Genomic DNA, 17,547 nt, shown 5'->3' with positions numbered 1-17,547 from the left:
TTTTTGCACAAATAGTTGCAATCGCAGCAGTTAAAGTTGTTTTACCATGGTCAACGTGACCGATTGTACCCACGTTTACGTGTGGTTTATTACGTTCAAACTTGGCTTTAGCCATGATGATCTTCCTCGTTTACGTCGAACCAACTACAAATGGCACTGAGCTAACCCAGCTTATCGACATATCGCCTAAAAAACAGACACCCAATACTTGAAAAGCAGACTATATAGCCTGCTTTTTGAAAACTTTGTGGAAATCCACTCAAACTTTAATATCTGGAGCTCTTATCGAGATTTGAACTCGAGACCTCTCCCTTACCAAGGGAGTGCTCTACCACTGAGCTATAAGAGCGACTATCCTTCGATGGAGCGGGAGACGAGGATCGAACTCGCGACATGCAGCTTGGAAGGCTGCCGCTCTACCAACTGAGCTACTCCCGCAACGTTGGTAATAACCACTTCATTCGAAGTTTAGGATGGTGGTGAGAGAAGGATTCGAACCTTCGAAGCTTTCGCAACAGAGTTACAGTCTGCCCCCTTTGGCCGCTCGGGAATCTCACCAATATCGCACTTATCTACAGTGCTGTTCTTTACTCAATCAACTTAACACTTTAAAATGGTGCCGGCACACGGATTCGAACTGTGGACCTACTGATTACAAGTCAGTTGCTCTACCAACTGAGCTATGCCGGCGTTTCTTAGTGTTTCGTACGTTTCGTATCGGAACGGTGTGCAGTTTAGCAAAACTTCCAAACGATGCAAGCGGTTTTTTAAAAAAAACCGCTAAAAACTCATAAAATCAATCCGTTTGATGATAATTCAACCGCTTTGATCACTGCGCGAGCTTTTATTTGGGTTTCATTCCACTCAGATTCTGGATTTGAGTCGGCAACGAGCCCTGCTCCAGCTTGCACATACACTTTTTTATCGCGAATAACGCAAGTACGGATTGCAATCGACATATCCATTTCACCATGCCAACCTAAATATCCTACTGCTCCACCAAAGACACCTCGTTTCACAGGCTCTACTTCATCAATAATTTCCATTGCACGAATTTTTGGGGCGCCCGATAACGTTCCTGCTGGGAATGTCGCTTTAAACACGTCAAGCGCGTCGATATCATCACGCACTTCGCCTTGTACATTTGAAACAATATGCATGACATGTGAATAGCGCTCAATCACCATTTGATCCGTTACTTGGACCTTACCTATTTTTGATACGCGTCCCACATCATTTCGACCAAGATCAATCAACATTAAATGTTCAGCAATCTCTTTTTCGTCAGAAAGCAAATCTTTTTCCAGAGCAATATCTTCTTCTTTATTTTTACCACGTGGTCTGGTTCCCGCTAAAGGTCGAACTGTAGCAATGCCATTTTCTAAACGAGATAAAATTTCCGGTGACGAGCCAACAATATGAAATGGTTTCTTATCAGTAATCGTTTGCCCTTGAACTAAAAATAGATAAGGCGAAGGATTTAAATGACGTAATGCACGGTAAACCTGTAAAGCTTCACCATCAAAATCAGAAACCATGCGCTGCCCTGGAACAACTTGCATCACATCACCAGCACGGATGTATTCTTTAACTTTTTCTACTGTCTCTAAGAATTTTGCTTTACCAGTAATAGATTCAAAATGAGGAGGTGTATGTGGCTTCGCTTGTAAACTGACTGGTGTAGCCAACAGTTGTTCTAATTGATCTAACTTTTGCTGTGCATCAGCATAGGCATTACTCTGCTCTGCATCCGCATGAACAATTAAAAATAACGTATCTTTAAGATTGTCAAAAACGATAACCGTTTTTGAAAGCATCAACCACAAATCTGGAAGCGTAATTGGATCGGCTGCAGGAACATTCTTTAAACGTGGCTCGATATAACGGACTGCGTCATAACCCAAATAACCTACTAATCCGCCAGTAAAGGTTGGTAAATCCGGTAAGAGCTCGGCTGGAGGTACTTTAAATTGTTTTTGGAATTCACGAATGTACTGGAACGGGTCTAGACAATCTTGTTGTGTAATTGACCCATCAGCGTGCTGTATAGATAAAACACCGGCATTGCAGGAAAAAACTGTCGATTCACCCAATCCGATCATAGAGTAGCGCGCCCAATTCTCTCCACCCTCAACCGACTCAAATAAGTAAGCTTGTGTTTGGTCTTTAAAGCGGGCAAAAACTGATAATGGGGTTTCTGTATCTGCCAAGCGTTGGCGATAAACTGGAATAGTGTTGTAGCCAGCAGCCTTAAGTTGCTCGAATTGCGCTAATGTTGTCATGAATCTTCTCTAATATGGTTTCGATTTAAAAGTGTGTTTTTCTAGATTCGGTTTAGACACGCCATCGAAAAACCATACGCTTATTCATTCTTATCTCCATTTTCTTCATTAAACAATTAACTCAGCAAGACTATCAACAACTTGCTGAGGTTGGCAATCATAGATATTTTCTCCATGATTATAGCCATAGCTAACCACAATACAATCAATTCCGGCACGGCGTGCAGCTTCAATATCATTACTTGAATCACCAATCATTAACGATTGTGAAGCCGATGTTTTTAGGCTTTCCATGCAATGTAATAATGGCAGTGGGTGTGGTTTTCTTTCAGGTAAGCTATCTCCTCCAAGTACAACTTGAAAATAAGGAGAAAGCTCTAATGCATCTAGTAACCCTTGAGCAAGTTTGACAGGCTTATTGGTCACACATGCCATTTTAATATTCAAAGTTTGGCAATGTTTTAAAAATTCAGGTACACCAGGGTAAATTTGAGTATTCACACAAAGCTCTGCACCATATATGTCTAGAAACTTTTGCAGTAAAACTTTATGTTGTTCAGCATCTAGTTTCCCAAACAAATGAAGCAAGACACTTTCACATAGTTTTGAGGCGCCCTTGCCTACCCATTCACGTATTTGTGCTTCTGTTACTAATGGCCAACCGAGTGTTTGCAGACTTAAATTCATAGACCGATATAAATCGGCAGCGGAATCCACCAAGGTTCCATCCAGATCAAATAAAATTAAATCGCGCTTACTTAGTTGTGCAACAGACATTTTCTTCTACTCAAAATTAAAAAGGCATGCGTTTAGCATGCCTTGATTGTAAAAGCACCAACGAATTATTTAAAGAATAACCATGCTAATACAGCCAAAATCACTAAAATAATAATAGTGATTAAACCAACCGAAGCATTCTTCTGCTGCTCTTTTTCTTCAGCAACCCGAGAAACAGGCTCATCAAAAGTAACAGGTGATGGTTGTTTTACATTGACATCCACACCCTCTGGAATAGGTGCAGGCTTTGGTATAGAAACATTCTGCGGCATACCATCGCGGCGAACTTCTGTTTCTGCAGCACGCTCTGCAAGGCTTGGCATTCCTTGATCACTTAAGTCTTGTGTTGGTACAGTAGTTTGCACTGGTTCTGCTTCAATTTCAGGTAAATCGAGATTTTCTTGAGCAGGGGCTAAAACTGAGAATTTAAAACTCGCAAACTGAACAATATCACCATCATGAAGCTGCTTTTCTTGCTCAATACGAATATCGTTTACAAACGTACCATTTGATGAATTAAGGTCTTGTACCCATAGCAATTGGTCTTTTAAAAGCAATGCTGCATGGCGACGTGAAATTTCAGCGGCTTGTAATAGCAAATCGGCATCTTGGTGACGTCCCACCAACATATCACGATCAACACTAATTTCTTGACCAGTAAATTCACCAGTAATTGCTTGTAGTTTCCAAGTCATGCCTATGTCCTATTCATTTTTTATCAATCATAACATGCTACTACGGCGCTGTGCTTGGACGTAGTGTCGTTGTTGTTACTGTATTTTTAGTTCGATTCACTTCTGGATCAGGCAATTGCAATGTCTGCTTTTGAACTGTTGGCTCTACCGCTACAGGTGTTATTACTGTCGTCGTTTTTCCGCCTGAAGGAACTTGTTGATAATTTTTTGATTGAGGAGCAATACCTGGAGGTGACATTTTTTGATTGTAAACATCATCAACCTGCTCAGGTAGTTTTGCAAAATTACCGTTCTTATCCATAGCTAATTGCAGGCTATACAGCTGGTTATAGCGCTGCTGAGTCAAACGACGTACATCATTTGCGTCACCAACAATCGTCGGGTGAATAAAGACGAGAAGATTACGTTTTACATTACTTCTGTTATCTGATCGGAACAATCGTCCAACATAAGGGATACTGCTTAATCCAGGTATGCCTTGTCTTGAAAGTGATGTGTCATCTGATACCAAACCACCAAGCACTACAGTTTGTCCATGTTCAGCTAAAACAGCCGTTTTAATAGCACGCTTACTCGTCACCAAGTCAGCTGCTTGTCCACGACTATCTTGAACAGCAGAGACTTCTTGCTCTACCTCCAGACGAACCGTACCGCCTTCACCAATATGTGGAACAACTTTTAATGTCACACCAACATCTTTTCGTTCAACAGTTGTATAGGGATTGATACCTGTACTATTGGTAGTGACCGACCCAGTAACAAATGGAACGTTCTGACCTACAACAATATAAGCCTCTTCATTATCCATCGTCACGATAGATGGTGTAGAAAGTAAGTTTGATTTTGTATTGGCTTTGAGAGCCTGAATTAATGCACCATAGGCCTTACGAGAGTTATCAAAATTACCCAATCCTAAAGTTGCACCATTACCTTTATTAGGTCCATTAGCGATAGCAGATGCAGCTCCAGCCGAACCACCCGATAAATAACCAGCAGCGATAGAAGATAAACTCGCTCCTACATTACTAAAGCTAAGTAAACCAATCCCACTAGATAAATCACCGAGTGCCCATTGAATTCCAAGTTGATCTGCATCATCTCCAGAAACTTCAATAATTGCAGCCTCGATAAGTACTTGTTGGCGACGAACATCAAGCTGTTGAATCGCTGATTCAATTTCACGCATTAATTGTGGATCAGCCTTAACAACCAATGAGTTTTGGGCACTATCTGCAATAATGCTTACACCATTTTGGCTAAAGCTAGAGATATTGTTCTGATTATTATTGTTTGAATTACCATTTAGGTTAATTGATGGAGTAGATATTGAACTGCCATTTGAACCCGATGTATTTGAACTAGAGTTCTGGTTATTCCCAATCAAATTATTCATCGAATTCGATGAGTTAGATGAATTCTTATTGTTACTCGATGAAGATACTGCCTGACCAGTGACTAAACCCTGTAAAATTTCTGACAAGCTTTTAGCACTTGCGTATTTCAAACGGAAAACTTTTAAGCCACCTAAACGATCAGCAGAAGGCACATCCAGCATTTCAATCATGTGGCGAATGCGCTTACGTGTTCCTGGATCGCCTTTGACTAAAATACGGTTGGTTCGATTATCGGCAATAATACGAATACGAGCACCACTGAAATCTTTCGATGCTCCTGTTGCACTCATTGCTTCAAGTTGAGTGATGATTTCTTCTGCTTGGCTCGACTGAAGGTTGATGGCTTCAATATCGTTCTGCCCAGTTCCGTCTAAGTTACGGATAATATTTTCAAGCTGATAGATATTTGCCGCGCGGTCCGAAACAATTAGTGCATTAGTCCCTGCAATCGCAGCCATATGCGCAAATTGAGGCATTAAAGGGCGCAGTGCTGGAATTAAGTCATTTGGATTGGTATTTTCAAGCCAAATCACTCGTGTAACGATTTGATCACCGCGAACCTTATTTCGAGAATCGTAAGGAATTCCTGAGTTTTTAACATTGCTATCTGGCACAAGCTTAATCGTATTACCAGAAGGAATCGCAACGACCCCATTTACATTTAAAACCCCAAGAAATAGGTCATAAACCTCATCTTTATTTAATGGTTTATTCGAAATGACTGTGACATTACCACGCACTCTTGGATCTACAGCGAAGTTCTTTCCTGTAATGTCTGCAACTTCATTAATAAAGGCAGTTAAGTCAGCATCACGTAAATTGATCTTCCATGTTTGGGCATAGGCACTGCTACTTACTGTCGCAATCAATGGGGCTGCTGCAAGTAATGCCCAAAGTGGACGTTGATGATTCAATAAAGCCATAACTCGCGATATTTCCTAACTCTTATGGTGACGTGTTATCACTAAAAATTTTGTTGTATGGTCATCACTTGATCACCACGTTTTATTTCTATTTTCACTTGTCCTGCTCTACGAGCTTGTTCAAGTAATTGCACATCCGTTTGCCCTTGCCCAACCGTTTGACCATTTAAAGAGACAATTCGATCGCCAGGCCTTAAACCTAACTTATTTCTAAGCGCAGACGGTGTACGTTCTGTAACTTCATAACCTTCACTTGAGTTGCCACTGACCCCCATATCTTTGAGGTACTGCTCTCGGTTACCTTGCATCTGCTGAATCGCTTGCCCTAGAGCCTGTTGAGTCGTATTTACAGGTGCCGTAGGTTGAGACGGTGTAGCAGGTTGTTGTTGTGAAGCATCTGGCGTCATAGGTTGATATAAACCATTTGGCAAACCTTTAAACTCAAGTTCGCGAGTACTACCATTTCCTTGACGCAATACCACATGATCCCAATAAACTTCTGCCAGTTGGTAAGAAGTAGAACCAATAGTTTCACCAACTCGATAACGCTCAGCAGTATTATCAATTTTAATAACAGCTGAAGAAAAGCGGTTTGGATAACCCACCATCACGCCTTGTAATTCTAGATTCACATTTTCCTGAGCCGCATTGGCAGAAGGTTCATTAAAAAGTGAAAAAGTACTAATGTTTGGTATTTGTGGCTGCTGGGAACCGAGTTCTACCCGATCAAACTGCATCATTTGTGGAGGGGCAATCACCAACCAAAAAAATGAAGCCAATTTCCAACACAACCATAAAATTAAAATGGCTAAGACGACTACACTGAGTCGATCTAATTTTTGCCATTGTAATTGCTGTAATTTATCAAGCCATGCTTTCATTAGTGACCACCTTGTAATAATGGTTGGCGAGAACTAATGACAAAAGTATCTAAACCAGCTTTTCCGTCATAAGATGGAACATTAAGCAATAAACGCTGTGTGAGTTGAACATCAAGCATCATATTGGCATCAAGTAAAAGATTCGCCATTTTTTGATTTCGCTGATCACGAATGTCAACTTGTAGCTGTCCATTGTGGTCAGCCAACTGCCCACTTAAAGAAGGCATATTCATACGATCTTGACGATCACCAATATTATAAACTAGTGCTCCGCCACCCCAATGCAATTGCCCATCAACCGCTGTAAAGCCCTGCTCTTTTTTATAATTAAATTGGATATCTTTAAGTTGAATACTGTTTACAGGCCATTGCCAGTTCACAATCTGCTTCAGTGTTTCTGGAGCAACTTGACCATTCATATTTCTTACAATTACTTTTTTGCCAAAACCATATGCCATGATTCCTGCTAATTGCGTATTACCACTATGAATATCAACATCTGCAGCAAAGCGTAATAAAAATAAATCTAGCGGTCTGGTTTTCCAATGGATAGTTCCTCGTAAAGCACCACGATGCCAGTCAGCTTGCCCCTGCCAGATATTGCCACTTACATTATGGACAGTTTGATTATTCTTTGAAAATTTAGAGATAAGCCAAGTCGCCGGAATCTGTAAAATAATAAAAATTAAAAATGCAATGAGGGCAAAAAACCACCACTTCCATTGCTTAGACTTTTTCTTCATTCAGCCTTACCAACATGCAAATTATCGTCCTTATATGAGAGTTCCTCTCTAGTCTGACATTATGCATACTTTTTCAACATCGCCAATTCACTTCATATAAAAAAACCAAGCAATCAGGCTTGGCGTCTTCTTAAAGACTATAAGTTGTACGTATGACAAAATCATGAAAATTGACGATTAATCTTACTAAATGCAAATTTAGTCTCAACAATGTATTTATTTAGGAATTTAAACACTTTATTGAATACTTCATTTTTAAAATAAAAGTTTTAATTCTTTTTAAAATAAAAAAGCCAAGCTAAATCGCTTGGCTTTTTAAGAGGCAATACAATTAGATTAAGAAATCTTCAAGTTTTGCACCTTTTTCAATTTCAGCAACTAACCAACGTGGTTGTTTACCGCGACCAGTCCAAGTCTCTTCAGAATTGTTTTTGTTACGGTAGCGTGGCTCTACAGATTTACGTGTTGTTTTTTTACGTTTTTGAGCACCAAACTCAAGAAGTTGTTCAACACTAAAACCTACATTTTCTGCAATCTCGATAATTTGATTATAAGCATCTTCGATTGCTTGATCTTTTTTGCTTGCAATTAAAGCTTCTGCTTCTTCTTGTAAGCGTTTTAACTCTTCAACAGATAATTCACTAATATCCGGTTTCATTAATAAATACTCCAGTCTTACAGACAATTCAAATAATACAGACAAAATTTAAAAACATTAAATCATAACCAATAGTATTTATAATCTATTCAATAAGCAATAGTTTGAAAGACAAGTTCGTCAGAATAATGCTATAAATTTACTTTTTAATTACATTAATAATTATAATTGAAATATATTTTCTTAATATTTATTTAAGCTAAATGTATTAAGTCATGTCCTACTGATTTTTCTAATTCAATAATTTTACTTTTTACTTCATTTGGTATTTCACATTTTAATCCTGTCATTTTATCTATACAGACCATTACAGCTTCACCTGTAGCAACGATTTGCTGCTGTGCCTCACTCCATAATATATATGCCATACGGAATGCGCTATTGCGCATCTCCTCTACACGAACACCTACTTTTAATACATCTGGATAAAACACGGGTTTTAAATATTTGCACTGACTTGAAGCAACAACAGTATATATATTTGCGGTCAATATATTTACATTTTCCATATATAAAATACGTGAGCTTTCAATATATCTATAATACTGTACATTATTGACATGACCAAAAGCATCCATATCTCCCCATGCTACTTTCTGGTCGTATATTACAGGGTAGACAGACAGTTCTTTCATTTTTACCTCAAATTTTAAATTTTAAAAAATTCGCATCATTTTCAAAGATTAGGTTTAACTGTTTGATTAACTCATCATCTTCTTTTAAGGTTGATTTAATACGTAAATAGCTCATTAAAATATTATCTGGGTATAAACTTAATAATATTTCTGCTTCAGCTTGACGTTCAGTTGCCATGTAAACATGCCATTTTGCAAATGTTAAAACCGGCAAACTCATATATTGAGATTCAAATTGATTAATCTTTTCCTCAACATCCGCATAGTCAGGAACCTGCTTAAGCAATTGTTGCTGAAACCACAAATAAAACACTTCTGGGTCAAATTGCTCTTTGAGAAGATGCAAAGTTAATGTTTCATGCTGAATACTCATTTCCGGCATACGCGCCAAGAGTTTTAGCCATAGCAATTTACTGCTATAAGGTCGGGTTTGAATTTCAGACTCTAAATCTAGATAGCGCTGTTGCAGTGCATGTAAGTCATCAACTGAAGCTTGATCGAACTGTTGAAGAAGTTGCTGCAACCATAAATCACGATGCTCAGCGTCTAATAATCCATATTTCATCGAACGCAAATATAACCAGGGTTGCTGTAAAGCAAGCCGTCCCCATAACGCAGTTAATCGCTGTTGATATGCTGTCTCGATCTCTTCAAGCCACGGCGATAATTGATGCTGATATAAAAACTCAAGATGAGTTAATGCGCGTTCCGCTTCATTTTGAGCTAAAAATATTTCAATACGCTGTAATTCTGCCAATTCAAAAGCCATAGGCGGAGACTGATCCAAAGCATCTAATGCTTTTTGATAATCTCCACTTAAAACCAAGAACTTGGCATCAATAATATTTTTTAAAAGCCCTGATTGGGTAAAAACTCGTTCGATAAAGACGCGTTGATCTTCGGCAGCTTCTAATAGCCAGACAATACCTAATTGCTCATAAGGATGAAGATTTTTAAACTGAAAAATATTTTCTCTTTTTCGTTGTTCACGAGAAGAATAACGTTTAATCCACAGCCATATTAACTGAGCAATAAAACTCATCACGACAAAAGTAAGGACTAATCCCCACACATTTGTTTGCAATTGCAATTGGCGCCAGTAGATATAGACATAGCCCATACCATAGCCATAGCTCAACAAAGCTAAGGCCGCAAAAAGCACTAAGCTAATGACAAGATAAACCCATAGGAGATGTTTCATATGTCCTCCTTATGAGCCAAGTAGGCCAAGAGTCGATAGTTTAGGCACAGGCACGATAGATAAGTGAGACACTTTAGCAATACGATTTTTCAACTGCTGACTGGTCGCATCTGGCATTTCATTTAATTTCTGCATTACTGATTGCAGCTCATTTTGATACTCTGCCATTTTTCCTTGATTTAATGCCTGCTCAGCAATTAATAATCTTAATTGCACTTCTTTAAGCACCACACTTCGATTCATTAAATTAATAGACGGCGTTTCTACTTTTTCAATGCGGAACCACTTCTTCCACCAAGATACCGACTCGGATTGGTCCATCTCAAGTTTAGGCCGAGCCAATGCTTGCTGAATATTTTTATCAATAGTTTGTAGTAAATCATCAATCAATTGATGACGCTGGTTTTGAGCAATTACGTATTGTTGTATGGCCTGTTTATCCTGTTCAATTGCCTGATTTAAGCTGTGTTGCAATGCTGGGGCAATTTCATATTGAGGCAAGGATTGTTGTAGTTGAGTTAAATGATCCACCGCATAAATAAACTGCTGTTGATCAATCGCAAACTGAATTAAATCTAATTTTTGCTTAATGACTACCGTTGGCGTAATACCAGAATGAATAATCTCATTATTTGTTGAAGGTGCTGTTTGAACATCACTACTCGGCTGGGACTGTATTTGTCTTTTTAAAGCCACCAATTGATCATTCAAATTGGCATATTGTTGTTCCGATTGCAGTAAACTTTGCTGAAGCTCTGGAACAGTACGAGAAATTTGCCACATATCGTAACTGAGCTTAGCCAACCAAGTGATGCTCAGCAAAATGATGATAGAAACAAGTTTTCTCATACAAATCCTTATAATGCCTGAATGTGATGAATCATCCCCGAAGGCGATAAATTTTCAAGTTGAATAATGTGAAAATGAGCCTGTTGCTGATCGCGATATTTTTTAACAAGTTGAAAAAGACGTGGTCCTAAAACCAAATATACACAATCAGGTTGTACATTATTTTTTAAACAAAGCTCTAACCAATATTTCCAGCTTGCCTCACTGGTAATTAAGACAAGCCATTTTTCTAAATTATAATTTGAATTCTGTGTCAGATGTTTGAATGTTGAATATGAAACTTCTGGGCACTGCCGATGATATAAAACAAAATTTAAAATCTGAATCCCTTGCTGCTGCAAAGTATCCATCATAAATTGGCGTCCGCCTTCTCCCCTCCAAAAAGCCACGCTACCCGTCTGCTGCATATTATAGAGAATAGGTAAAGTGAGCATGCCTTCGGAAGTTTCTACATCTGGAACATGCGCGTCAATTCCATATTCATGGAGACGATTCGCCGTAGCTTGTCCGACCGCAATCCACTGAATATGTTTTAAGTCATCTAGCTTTAAACCACTTTGCGTTAAGTACTGCATACCTACTTCAACAGCAGTAGGACTCACAACTACTATAGCTTGTGCCCCGACTAGCTGTTGATAGAGTTGAAAGAGTGATTCTGAAAAAGGCTGAGCAACCAGCTCTAAAAGCGGTAAAGACTCGACCTGATACCCCTTATTTTGCAAAGCTTCCGTTAATTCAGCTGCACGTGAGTCAGGTCGGGTATTAATAAACAACATGGCGTTAGTAAAGAGCCTTTAATAAATCACCCGCACCTTGTTCAAGTAAGTTTCGAGCAAGGTTCTCACCTAACTGCTGAGCATTGTGAGCTTCATCTGTCATTTCAGCACGTAATAATGTTTGCCCATCAGGACTTCCGACGCGACCTTCAATATGAATTTTGCCATCTTGTAAGGTTGCATAACCTGCAATCGGTACCTGACAACCACCTTCAAGATAGGCATTAAATGCACGCTCAGCACGTACACACACATCAGTCTCTGGATGTAAAAGAGGCTGTATTAAAGCTAGTACTTCTTGGTCATCTGCACGGCATTCCAAACCAAGAGCACCCTGCCCAACAGCAGGCAAGCTTACATTTGGCTCGATACAATGACGAATACGTTGTTCTAACCCTAAACGTTTCAAACCAGCACTCGCCAAAATAATCGCATCGTATTGACCATCATCTAGCTTAGATAGGCGAGTTCCAACATTGCCGCGCAAATCAATAATTTGTAGATCTGGACGTTGTTTTAAAATTTGTGATTTACGACGTAAGCTTGAGGTGCCAACTTTTGCCCCTTGAGGTAGATCAGCAAATTTTTCAAAAGTATTTGAAACAAAAGCATCTAATGGGTCTTCACGTTCGCAAATAACTGCCAAAGTTAAACCTTCTGGTAGTGCCATTGGCACATCTTTCATTGAATGTACAGCGAGGTCCGCACGACCATCTAAAAGAGCAGCTTCCAACTCTTTAACGAACAAGCCTTTACCACCAATTTTTGCTAAAGGTGTATCTAAAATTTTATCGCCCTGCGTGACAAACTTGACCAGCTCTACCGTTAAATCCGGGTGAAGCTCCTGTAAACGGGCACGAATATGTTCTGCCTGCCAAAGAGCAAGTGGGCTTTGTCGTGTAGCAATTTTCAAGGTTTTCATAAATTCAAGCATGGGCTGGTCAAACAATACACCCTAAACTTAACTTGATCCCTTAAAATTGCAAGTAAAATCTCACCAGCAGAAATAAGATAGCTACAAGTTAAAGCTGATGTATCCGCTCTCTAAGCGTAGATAAATGGCGACGGCTAACGGAAAGTCTTTCATCAAGACCTCTCAATCGAACCTGATACTGGCCTGAGCTGACAAGCTCTAAACCATCCAAATAAGCAATTGAGACCAAGGCATTTCGATGAATACGGATAAATTGATCTGCAAATTCAGTTTCAAGTTCTTTCAGTGTTTCATCAATTAATACACTGCCATTTTTATGACGTATCGTGACATATTTCTGATCTGCCAAAAAGTAATAGATATTTTCAACAGGAATCAGTTCAACCCCACGGTAGGTTTTAGCAGCAATTTGATGTCTTTGTGTTTTTAAATCCTGTAAAAGTTCAGGATTCGGCAAAGCATTAAGCTGTGCTTGGGTAAGTTGCGTTAACTGCTTTAAAGCTTGTTCAAGTTCTGCCGGATCAATCGGTTTAAGAAGATAAGCTTGTGCTTGTGACTTAAACGCCTCTAAAGCATGCTGATCATAAGCTGTACAAAAGACAATAGCAGGTCGAGGGTTAAGCTGGCTTAATTGTTCCGCACAGACGAGACCATTCATACCCGGCATTTGGATATCAAGTAAAATCACATCTGGTTGATGAAGCCGTGCCTGTTCCAAGGCATCTTGGCCATGATGAGCTGTTGCAACAACCTCATGTCCCATCTTTGAAACTAAACGTGACAATCGCTCCACTGCTAATGGCTCGTCATCACAAATTAGCACCTTCATTCATCCTCCTTGTCACCGTTAACTTGGTCCATTTTTTTATGGTTAACTCTGACTGGCTTATTATTTTGATTGGTATTGATAGCTCATAATAGTGGTATATAAAGTTTCACCCTTATATACCTGGAACCTAACTGAGTTCCCATAATACGCTTTCAAGCGTTGTTTAACGTTTTCAAGAGCGATTCCATGCCCTTTCCGTGATTTTATTGTATCGTCTGTATAAGGGTTGGTAATGACTATACTGACCTGATTTTGCAATATTTCAACCAATACCCCTATGGTTGCCTTACCCACCATTGGTTCCACCCCATGAAAAATACTATTCTCTAACAAAGGTTGTAATGTCAATAAAGGAATCGTGACCTGCTTTAATTGCAAAGGTTCAAGCTCCACTTTCCAGTCGACTTGTAAACGCTCACCTAAACGTATTTGTTCAATCATTAAGTATTGTTTACTGAGTTCAATTTCTTCATACAAGCTTACCAATTTTAATTCTTGGAAACTCGCTCTAAATAAACGCGACAGACTAATCAGCATACTTTCGGCTTTATCTGGGTCTATCGTAATTAAACTCACCACATTATTTAAACTATTAAATAAAAAGTGAGGATGAATACGCGCTTGCATGGCCTGAATACGCGCATTTAATTCTGCATATTGTTGATGTAACCACTGTTCTCTGACATATAAATAGCGCAAACAAAATGCGCCGAGTAGTATTCCATAGCTTAAATATAAAGGGACATTGGTAAAATAAATGCTCCAGTCATGTGCTATATCACTCGTTCTTTTCAAGATTCCGAATTGAAAAAAATTACTTATTAGGGTGGTCACTACCACAATCGCTTGCAGCATAACAAAGCCAATTGCCAAAGCATATTTTTGCTGCAGTTGACTAAAAAAATTTTGAAAATATTCAACTAAGGCAAAAAAAGACAAAATCACCCAGTTAATAAAAATCATATATTGTAAAAGGCGCGACCCGCTTAAGGCATGCCACGATTGCGCTTCAGCCAAAGCTAAAACCAGCGCCAAAACATTACTTGCGATAATTAATTCGAATAAATGTTGCCAACGATCAATTTTCGTAAAAAAATAGGAGGAATTTTGATTTCGATATGCTGTAGAAAACAACTTTGTTTGTTGAGCTTCGGCAAGTGATATACTCTTTTTTATTTTACTGAGCCACCATGACCACATCTTCAAATCCCCCTAATTCAGCAGCCCCAGACCAAACCTCAGGTATGTGGGGTGGTCGTTTTTCTGAAGCGACAGACGCTTTTGTAGCAGAATTTACTGCCTCTGTTCAGTTTGACCAACGTTTTTATAAGCAAGACATCGCAGGTTCAATTGCGCATGCTACCATGCTTGCAAAAGTTGGCGTACTGACAGAAGCAGAACGAGACGACATTATTGAAGGTTTAAGCACCATTCGCGCAGAAATTGAAGCTGGAAACTTTGAATGGCGTATCGATCTTGAAGATGTTCACATGAACATTGAATCACGTTTGACTCAACGTATTGGCATTACAGGTAAAAAACTCCACACTGGCCGTAGTCGTAATGACCAAGTTGCAACTGATATCCGTCTTTACCTGCGCGACGAAATTGACGACATTTTGGGCCTATTAGAGCGTTTACAAAAAGGTTTGTTGGGCTTGGCTGCCAAAAATGTAAATACCATTATGCCAGGCTTCACTCATTTACAAACAGCTCAACCAGTAACTTTTGGTCATCACTTATTGGCATGGTTTGAAATGTTAGTTCGCGATACTGAACGTCTTCAAGACTGCCGTAAGCGTGTTAACCGTATGCCACTTGGTTCTGCGGCTCTTGCTGGTACTACTTACCCAATTGATCGTGCTTACACAGCAGAACTTCTAGGTTTCGAAGCTGTATCTGAAAACTCTCTCGATGCTGTATCTGACCGTGATTTTGCCATCGAATTTAATGCAGCAGCATCTTTAATCATGATGCATTTATCACGCATGTCTGAAGAACTTATTCTTTGGACTTCTGCACAGTTTAAATTCGTGAACATTCCTGACCGTTTCTGTACTGGTTCTTCAATTATGCCGCAGAAGAAAAATCCGGATGTTCCAGAGCTTATTCGTGGTAAATCTGGCCGTGTATTTGGTGACTTAATTAGCTTACTTACGCTCATGAAAGGTCAACCATTGGCGTACAACAAAGACAACCAAGAAGACAAAGAACCTTTATTTGATGCAATCGATACGGTTCGTGGTTCACTCATGGCATTTGCAGACATGATTCCTGCATTGGTTCCAAATATTGAAATCATGCGTGAAGCTGCGCTTCGTGGATTCTCGACTGCAACTGACCTTGCTGACTACTTAGTGAAAAAAGGCGTTGCGTTCCGTGATGCGCATGAAATTGTTGGTAAAGCTGTTGCATTAGGTGTTGCTGAAGAAAAAGATTTATCTGAATTAACACTAGAGCAATTACAACAATTCTCTGACTTAATCACAGCAGACGTATTTGATAAAGCATTGACACTAGAAGCTTCGGTAAATGCACGTGATCATATTGGCGGAACTTCACCAAAACAGGTTGAAGCTGCAATTGCTCGTGCCCATACACGTCTAGAACAGTTATACGCTTAAGGATACAAAATGAGTCGACAAGTATTTTGCCGTAAATATCAAAAGGAAATGGAAGGATTAGACTTTGCTCCGTTTCCTGGTGCCAAAGGCCAAGAATTTTTTGAAAATGTTTCTAAGCAAGCATGGCAAGAGTGGCTACAACACCAAACTACGCTGATTAATGAAAAGCGTTTAAACGTGTTTGATCCAGAAGCGAAAAAATTCCTTGAAGAACAACGTGAGAAGTTCTTCAATAATGATGAAAGCGTTGAAAAAGCAGAAGGTTGGAAGCCGGAATAATTCGTTTTTTCTAAGCCCATCATCATTGAAAAGGCAGGTTTATATACATAGACCTGCCTTTTTTTACGTGAAACTTACACAAACATATAAAGCCTTACATAGAGCGCACAGGACTCTACATGACATGAATTGGTTGCAACCTTATTATCAATTCATAGCAAGTGAGACATGATCCCTGTCGTGTTTTCTCTTAATGCACTTGATTTTCTGTCCTGAACTTCCCCCCAAAGTTCGGGACATTTTTTTATCTATTATTTTTAAACAAATAAAAAAGCCTTGTTTCAAACAAGGCCTTTAGATATTTCAGCTCAAGTATTATTTTTCGTGAACTTTCGCTTCAATTTCTTCAATTTTGGTATGGCGAGCATCAAAACCTTTCGCCATATAAATGACTTGTTCAGCAATATTACGTGCATGGTCACCAATACGCTCTAAAGAACGTAAAACCCACATCACGTTAATCACGCGCGCAATATGACGCGGGTCTTCAATCATATAGGTCATTAAAGTGCGCGTTGCTGACTGATATTCACGGTCAATATCCGCATCTGCTAAAAGTACACGTAAAGCTTGATCTGCATCTAAACGTGCAAAAGCATCAAGTGCATCGTGAATCATGACACGTACTTGGTTACCAATATGACGGGTTTCCATGTAACCACGAGGTGATCCACCCTCTTCACATAGATTTTGCGCAATACGGGCAATTTTTGCAGCTTCATCCCCAATACGCTCAAGGTCAGTATTGGCTTTGCTCATTGCAATCACCATACGCAAGTCAATTGCGGCTGGATGGCGACGCGCCAAAATCAGTGTCAGACCTTCATCAATATCACGCTCATATTGATTGACTGCATTATCTTTAAATTGAACATCAATTGCTAAATTCGCATCTGTATCAAGCAAAGAATGAATTGCATTGGCAACCTGTTGTTCGACCAAGCCACCCATGGTCATAAACTTTGTGTTCACATCTTGCAAATCTTCATTAAATTGAGAAGAAATATGATGGCTTAACACCGGATTACTCGGACTCAAGGGAAGCCTCCAACATGATGGCGCAGGGA

General features: G+C 39.4%; 18 protein-coding genes and 4 tRNA genes. 2 read left to right on the top strand and 20 right to left on the bottom strand.

The genetic code is table 11. The features are described 5' to 3' along the window. The 19 genes from ACH63V_RS09395 to ACH63V_RS09305 all read right to left on the bottom strand — a co-directional run. Positions 1-115, bottom strand: a 115-nt coding sequence (locus ACH63V_RS09395) for a GTP-binding protein (protein WP_041172161.1), incomplete at its 3' end; no start/stop codon positions are given. Positions 116-274: 159 nt separating this feature from the next. After that, positions 275-349: transfer RNA gene (locus tag ACH63V_RS09390), tRNA-Thr, on the bottom strand. 13 nt (positions 350-362) lie between these two features. Continuing rightward, positions 363-438 (bottom strand) — tRNA-Gly (locus ACH63V_RS09385). Between the two features lie 36 nt (positions 439-474). Beyond that, positions 475-558, bottom strand: a tRNA-Tyr gene (locus tag ACH63V_RS09380). A gap of 56 nt (positions 559-614) precedes the next feature. Further along, positions 615-690: transfer RNA gene (locus ACH63V_RS09375), tRNA-Thr, on the bottom strand. Positions 691-788: 98 nt separating this feature from the next. Then, positions 789-2,282 carry an anthranilate synthase component I gene (gene trpE, locus ACH63V_RS09370; RefSeq protein ID WP_396463339.1) on the bottom strand — a complete coding sequence of 498 codons (1,494 nt, stop codon included), beginning with the start codon at positions 2,280-2,282 and terminating at the stop codon, positions 789-791. Positions 2,283-2,390: 108 nt separating this feature from the next. Further along, on the bottom strand, positions 2,391-3,059 hold the full coding sequence (locus tag ACH63V_RS09365; RefSeq protein ID WP_263612765.1) for a phosphoglycolate phosphatase: 669 nt from the start codon (positions 3,057-3,059) through the stop codon (positions 2,391-2,393). 65 nt (positions 3,060-3,124) lie between these two features. Next, positions 3,125-3,754, bottom strand: coding sequence for an FHA domain-containing protein (locus tag ACH63V_RS09360; RefSeq protein ID WP_396463338.1), 630 nt, complete (start codon positions 3,752-3,754; stop codon positions 3,125-3,127). A gap of 40 nt (positions 3,755-3,794) precedes the next feature. Further along, positions 3,795-6,071, bottom strand: a complete 2,277-nt coding sequence (gene gspD / locus ACH63V_RS09355; RefSeq protein WP_396463337.1) for a type II secretion system secretin GspD — start codon at positions 6,069-6,071, stop codon at positions 3,795-3,797. A gap of 41 nt (positions 6,072-6,112) precedes the next feature. Continuing rightward, positions 6,113-6,952, bottom strand: coding sequence for a type II secretion system protein N (locus ACH63V_RS09350; RefSeq protein ID WP_396463336.1), 840 nt, complete (start codon positions 6,950-6,952; stop codon positions 6,113-6,115). Continuing rightward, a complete protein-coding gene (gspN, locus tag ACH63V_RS09345) occupies positions 6,952-7,695 on the bottom strand; it encodes a type II secretion system protein N (protein WP_396463335.1) in 744 nt (247 codons plus the stop codon). The genes ACH63V_RS09350 and gspN overlap by 1 nt, the downstream gene beginning before the upstream one ends. Before the next feature lie 331 nt (positions 7,696-8,026). Then, on the bottom strand, positions 8,027-8,353 hold the full coding sequence (locus tag ACH63V_RS09340; protein ID WP_002053185.1) for an H-NS family nucleoid-associated regulatory protein: 327 nt from the start codon (positions 8,351-8,353) through the stop codon (positions 8,027-8,029). A gap of 194 nt (positions 8,354-8,547) precedes the next feature. After that, a complete protein-coding gene (locus ACH63V_RS09335) occupies positions 8,548-8,988 on the bottom strand; it encodes an acyl-CoA thioesterase (RefSeq protein ID WP_396463334.1) in 441 nt (146 codons plus the stop codon). Positions 8,989-8,995: 7 nt separating this feature from the next. Further along, the gene (locus ACH63V_RS09330) at positions 8,996-10,189 is read right to left on the bottom strand and encodes a heme biosynthesis protein HemY (protein WP_396463333.1); all 1,194 of its coding nucleotides are present in this window, start codon (positions 10,187-10,189) and stop codon (positions 8,996-8,998) included. 9 nt (positions 10,190-10,198) lie between these two features. Next, a complete protein-coding gene (locus ACH63V_RS09325) occupies positions 10,199-11,038 on the bottom strand; it encodes a hypothetical protein (RefSeq protein ID WP_396463332.1) in 840 nt (279 codons plus the stop codon). Positions 11,039-11,046: 8 nt separating this feature from the next. Further along, positions 11,047-11,814, bottom strand: coding sequence for a uroporphyrinogen-III synthase (locus ACH63V_RS09320; protein WP_396463331.1), 768 nt, complete (start codon positions 11,812-11,814; stop codon positions 11,047-11,049). 4 nt (positions 11,815-11,818) lie between these two features. Beyond that, the gene (gene hemC, locus ACH63V_RS09315) at positions 11,819-12,736 is read right to left on the bottom strand and encodes a hydroxymethylbilane synthase (protein WP_396463330.1); all 918 of its coding nucleotides are present in this window, start codon (positions 12,734-12,736) and stop codon (positions 11,819-11,821) included. 100 nt (positions 12,737-12,836) lie between these two features. Then, positions 12,837-13,577, bottom strand: coding sequence for a LytTR family DNA-binding domain-containing protein (locus ACH63V_RS09310; protein WP_019457021.1), 741 nt, complete (start codon positions 13,575-13,577; stop codon positions 12,837-12,839). A 60-nt stretch (positions 13,578-13,637) separates the two neighbouring features. Then, positions 13,638-14,777: a sensor histidine kinase gene (locus ACH63V_RS09305; protein ID WP_134263459.1), complete on the bottom strand. Its 1,140-nt coding sequence runs from the start codon at positions 14,775-14,777 to the stop codon at positions 13,638-13,640. Between ACH63V_RS09305 and argH the strand changes: the two genes are divergently transcribed. Together argH and ACH63V_RS09295 are read left to right on the top strand one after the other, a co-directional pair. Next, complete coding sequence (gene argH / locus ACH63V_RS09300; RefSeq protein ID WP_396463329.1) at positions 14,768-16,201, top strand: argininosuccinate lyase; 1,434 nt, start codon at positions 14,768-14,770, stop codon at positions 16,199-16,201. The genes ACH63V_RS09305 and argH overlap by 10 nt on opposite strands. 9 nt (positions 16,202-16,210) lie before the next feature. After that, positions 16,211-16,480 carry an oxidative damage protection protein gene (locus ACH63V_RS09295; RefSeq protein ID WP_002053140.1) on the top strand — a complete coding sequence of 90 codons (270 nt, stop codon included), beginning with the start codon at positions 16,211-16,213 and terminating at the stop codon, positions 16,478-16,480. A 315-nt stretch (positions 16,481-16,795) separates the two neighbouring features. Here ACH63V_RS09295 and phoU read toward each other — a convergent pair whose 3' ends face one another. Next, positions 16,796-17,518 (bottom strand): phosphate signaling complex protein PhoU, encoded by a 723-nt coding sequence (phoU, locus tag ACH63V_RS09290; protein ID WP_000075183.1) that lies wholly within the window; start codon positions 17,516-17,518, stop codon positions 16,796-16,798. Positions 17,519-17,547 lie beyond the last annotated feature (29 nt).

Origin of the sequence: Acinetobacter sp. ABJ-A23_2 (assembly GCF_044538765.1) — a bacterium.
Lineage (GTDB): Bacteria > Pseudomonadota > Gammaproteobacteria > Pseudomonadales > Moraxellaceae > Acinetobacter > Acinetobacter nosocomialis_A.
The sequence above is the reverse complement of the archived record's forward strand: the minus strand, read 5'-3'. Positions and strand labels throughout refer to the sequence as shown.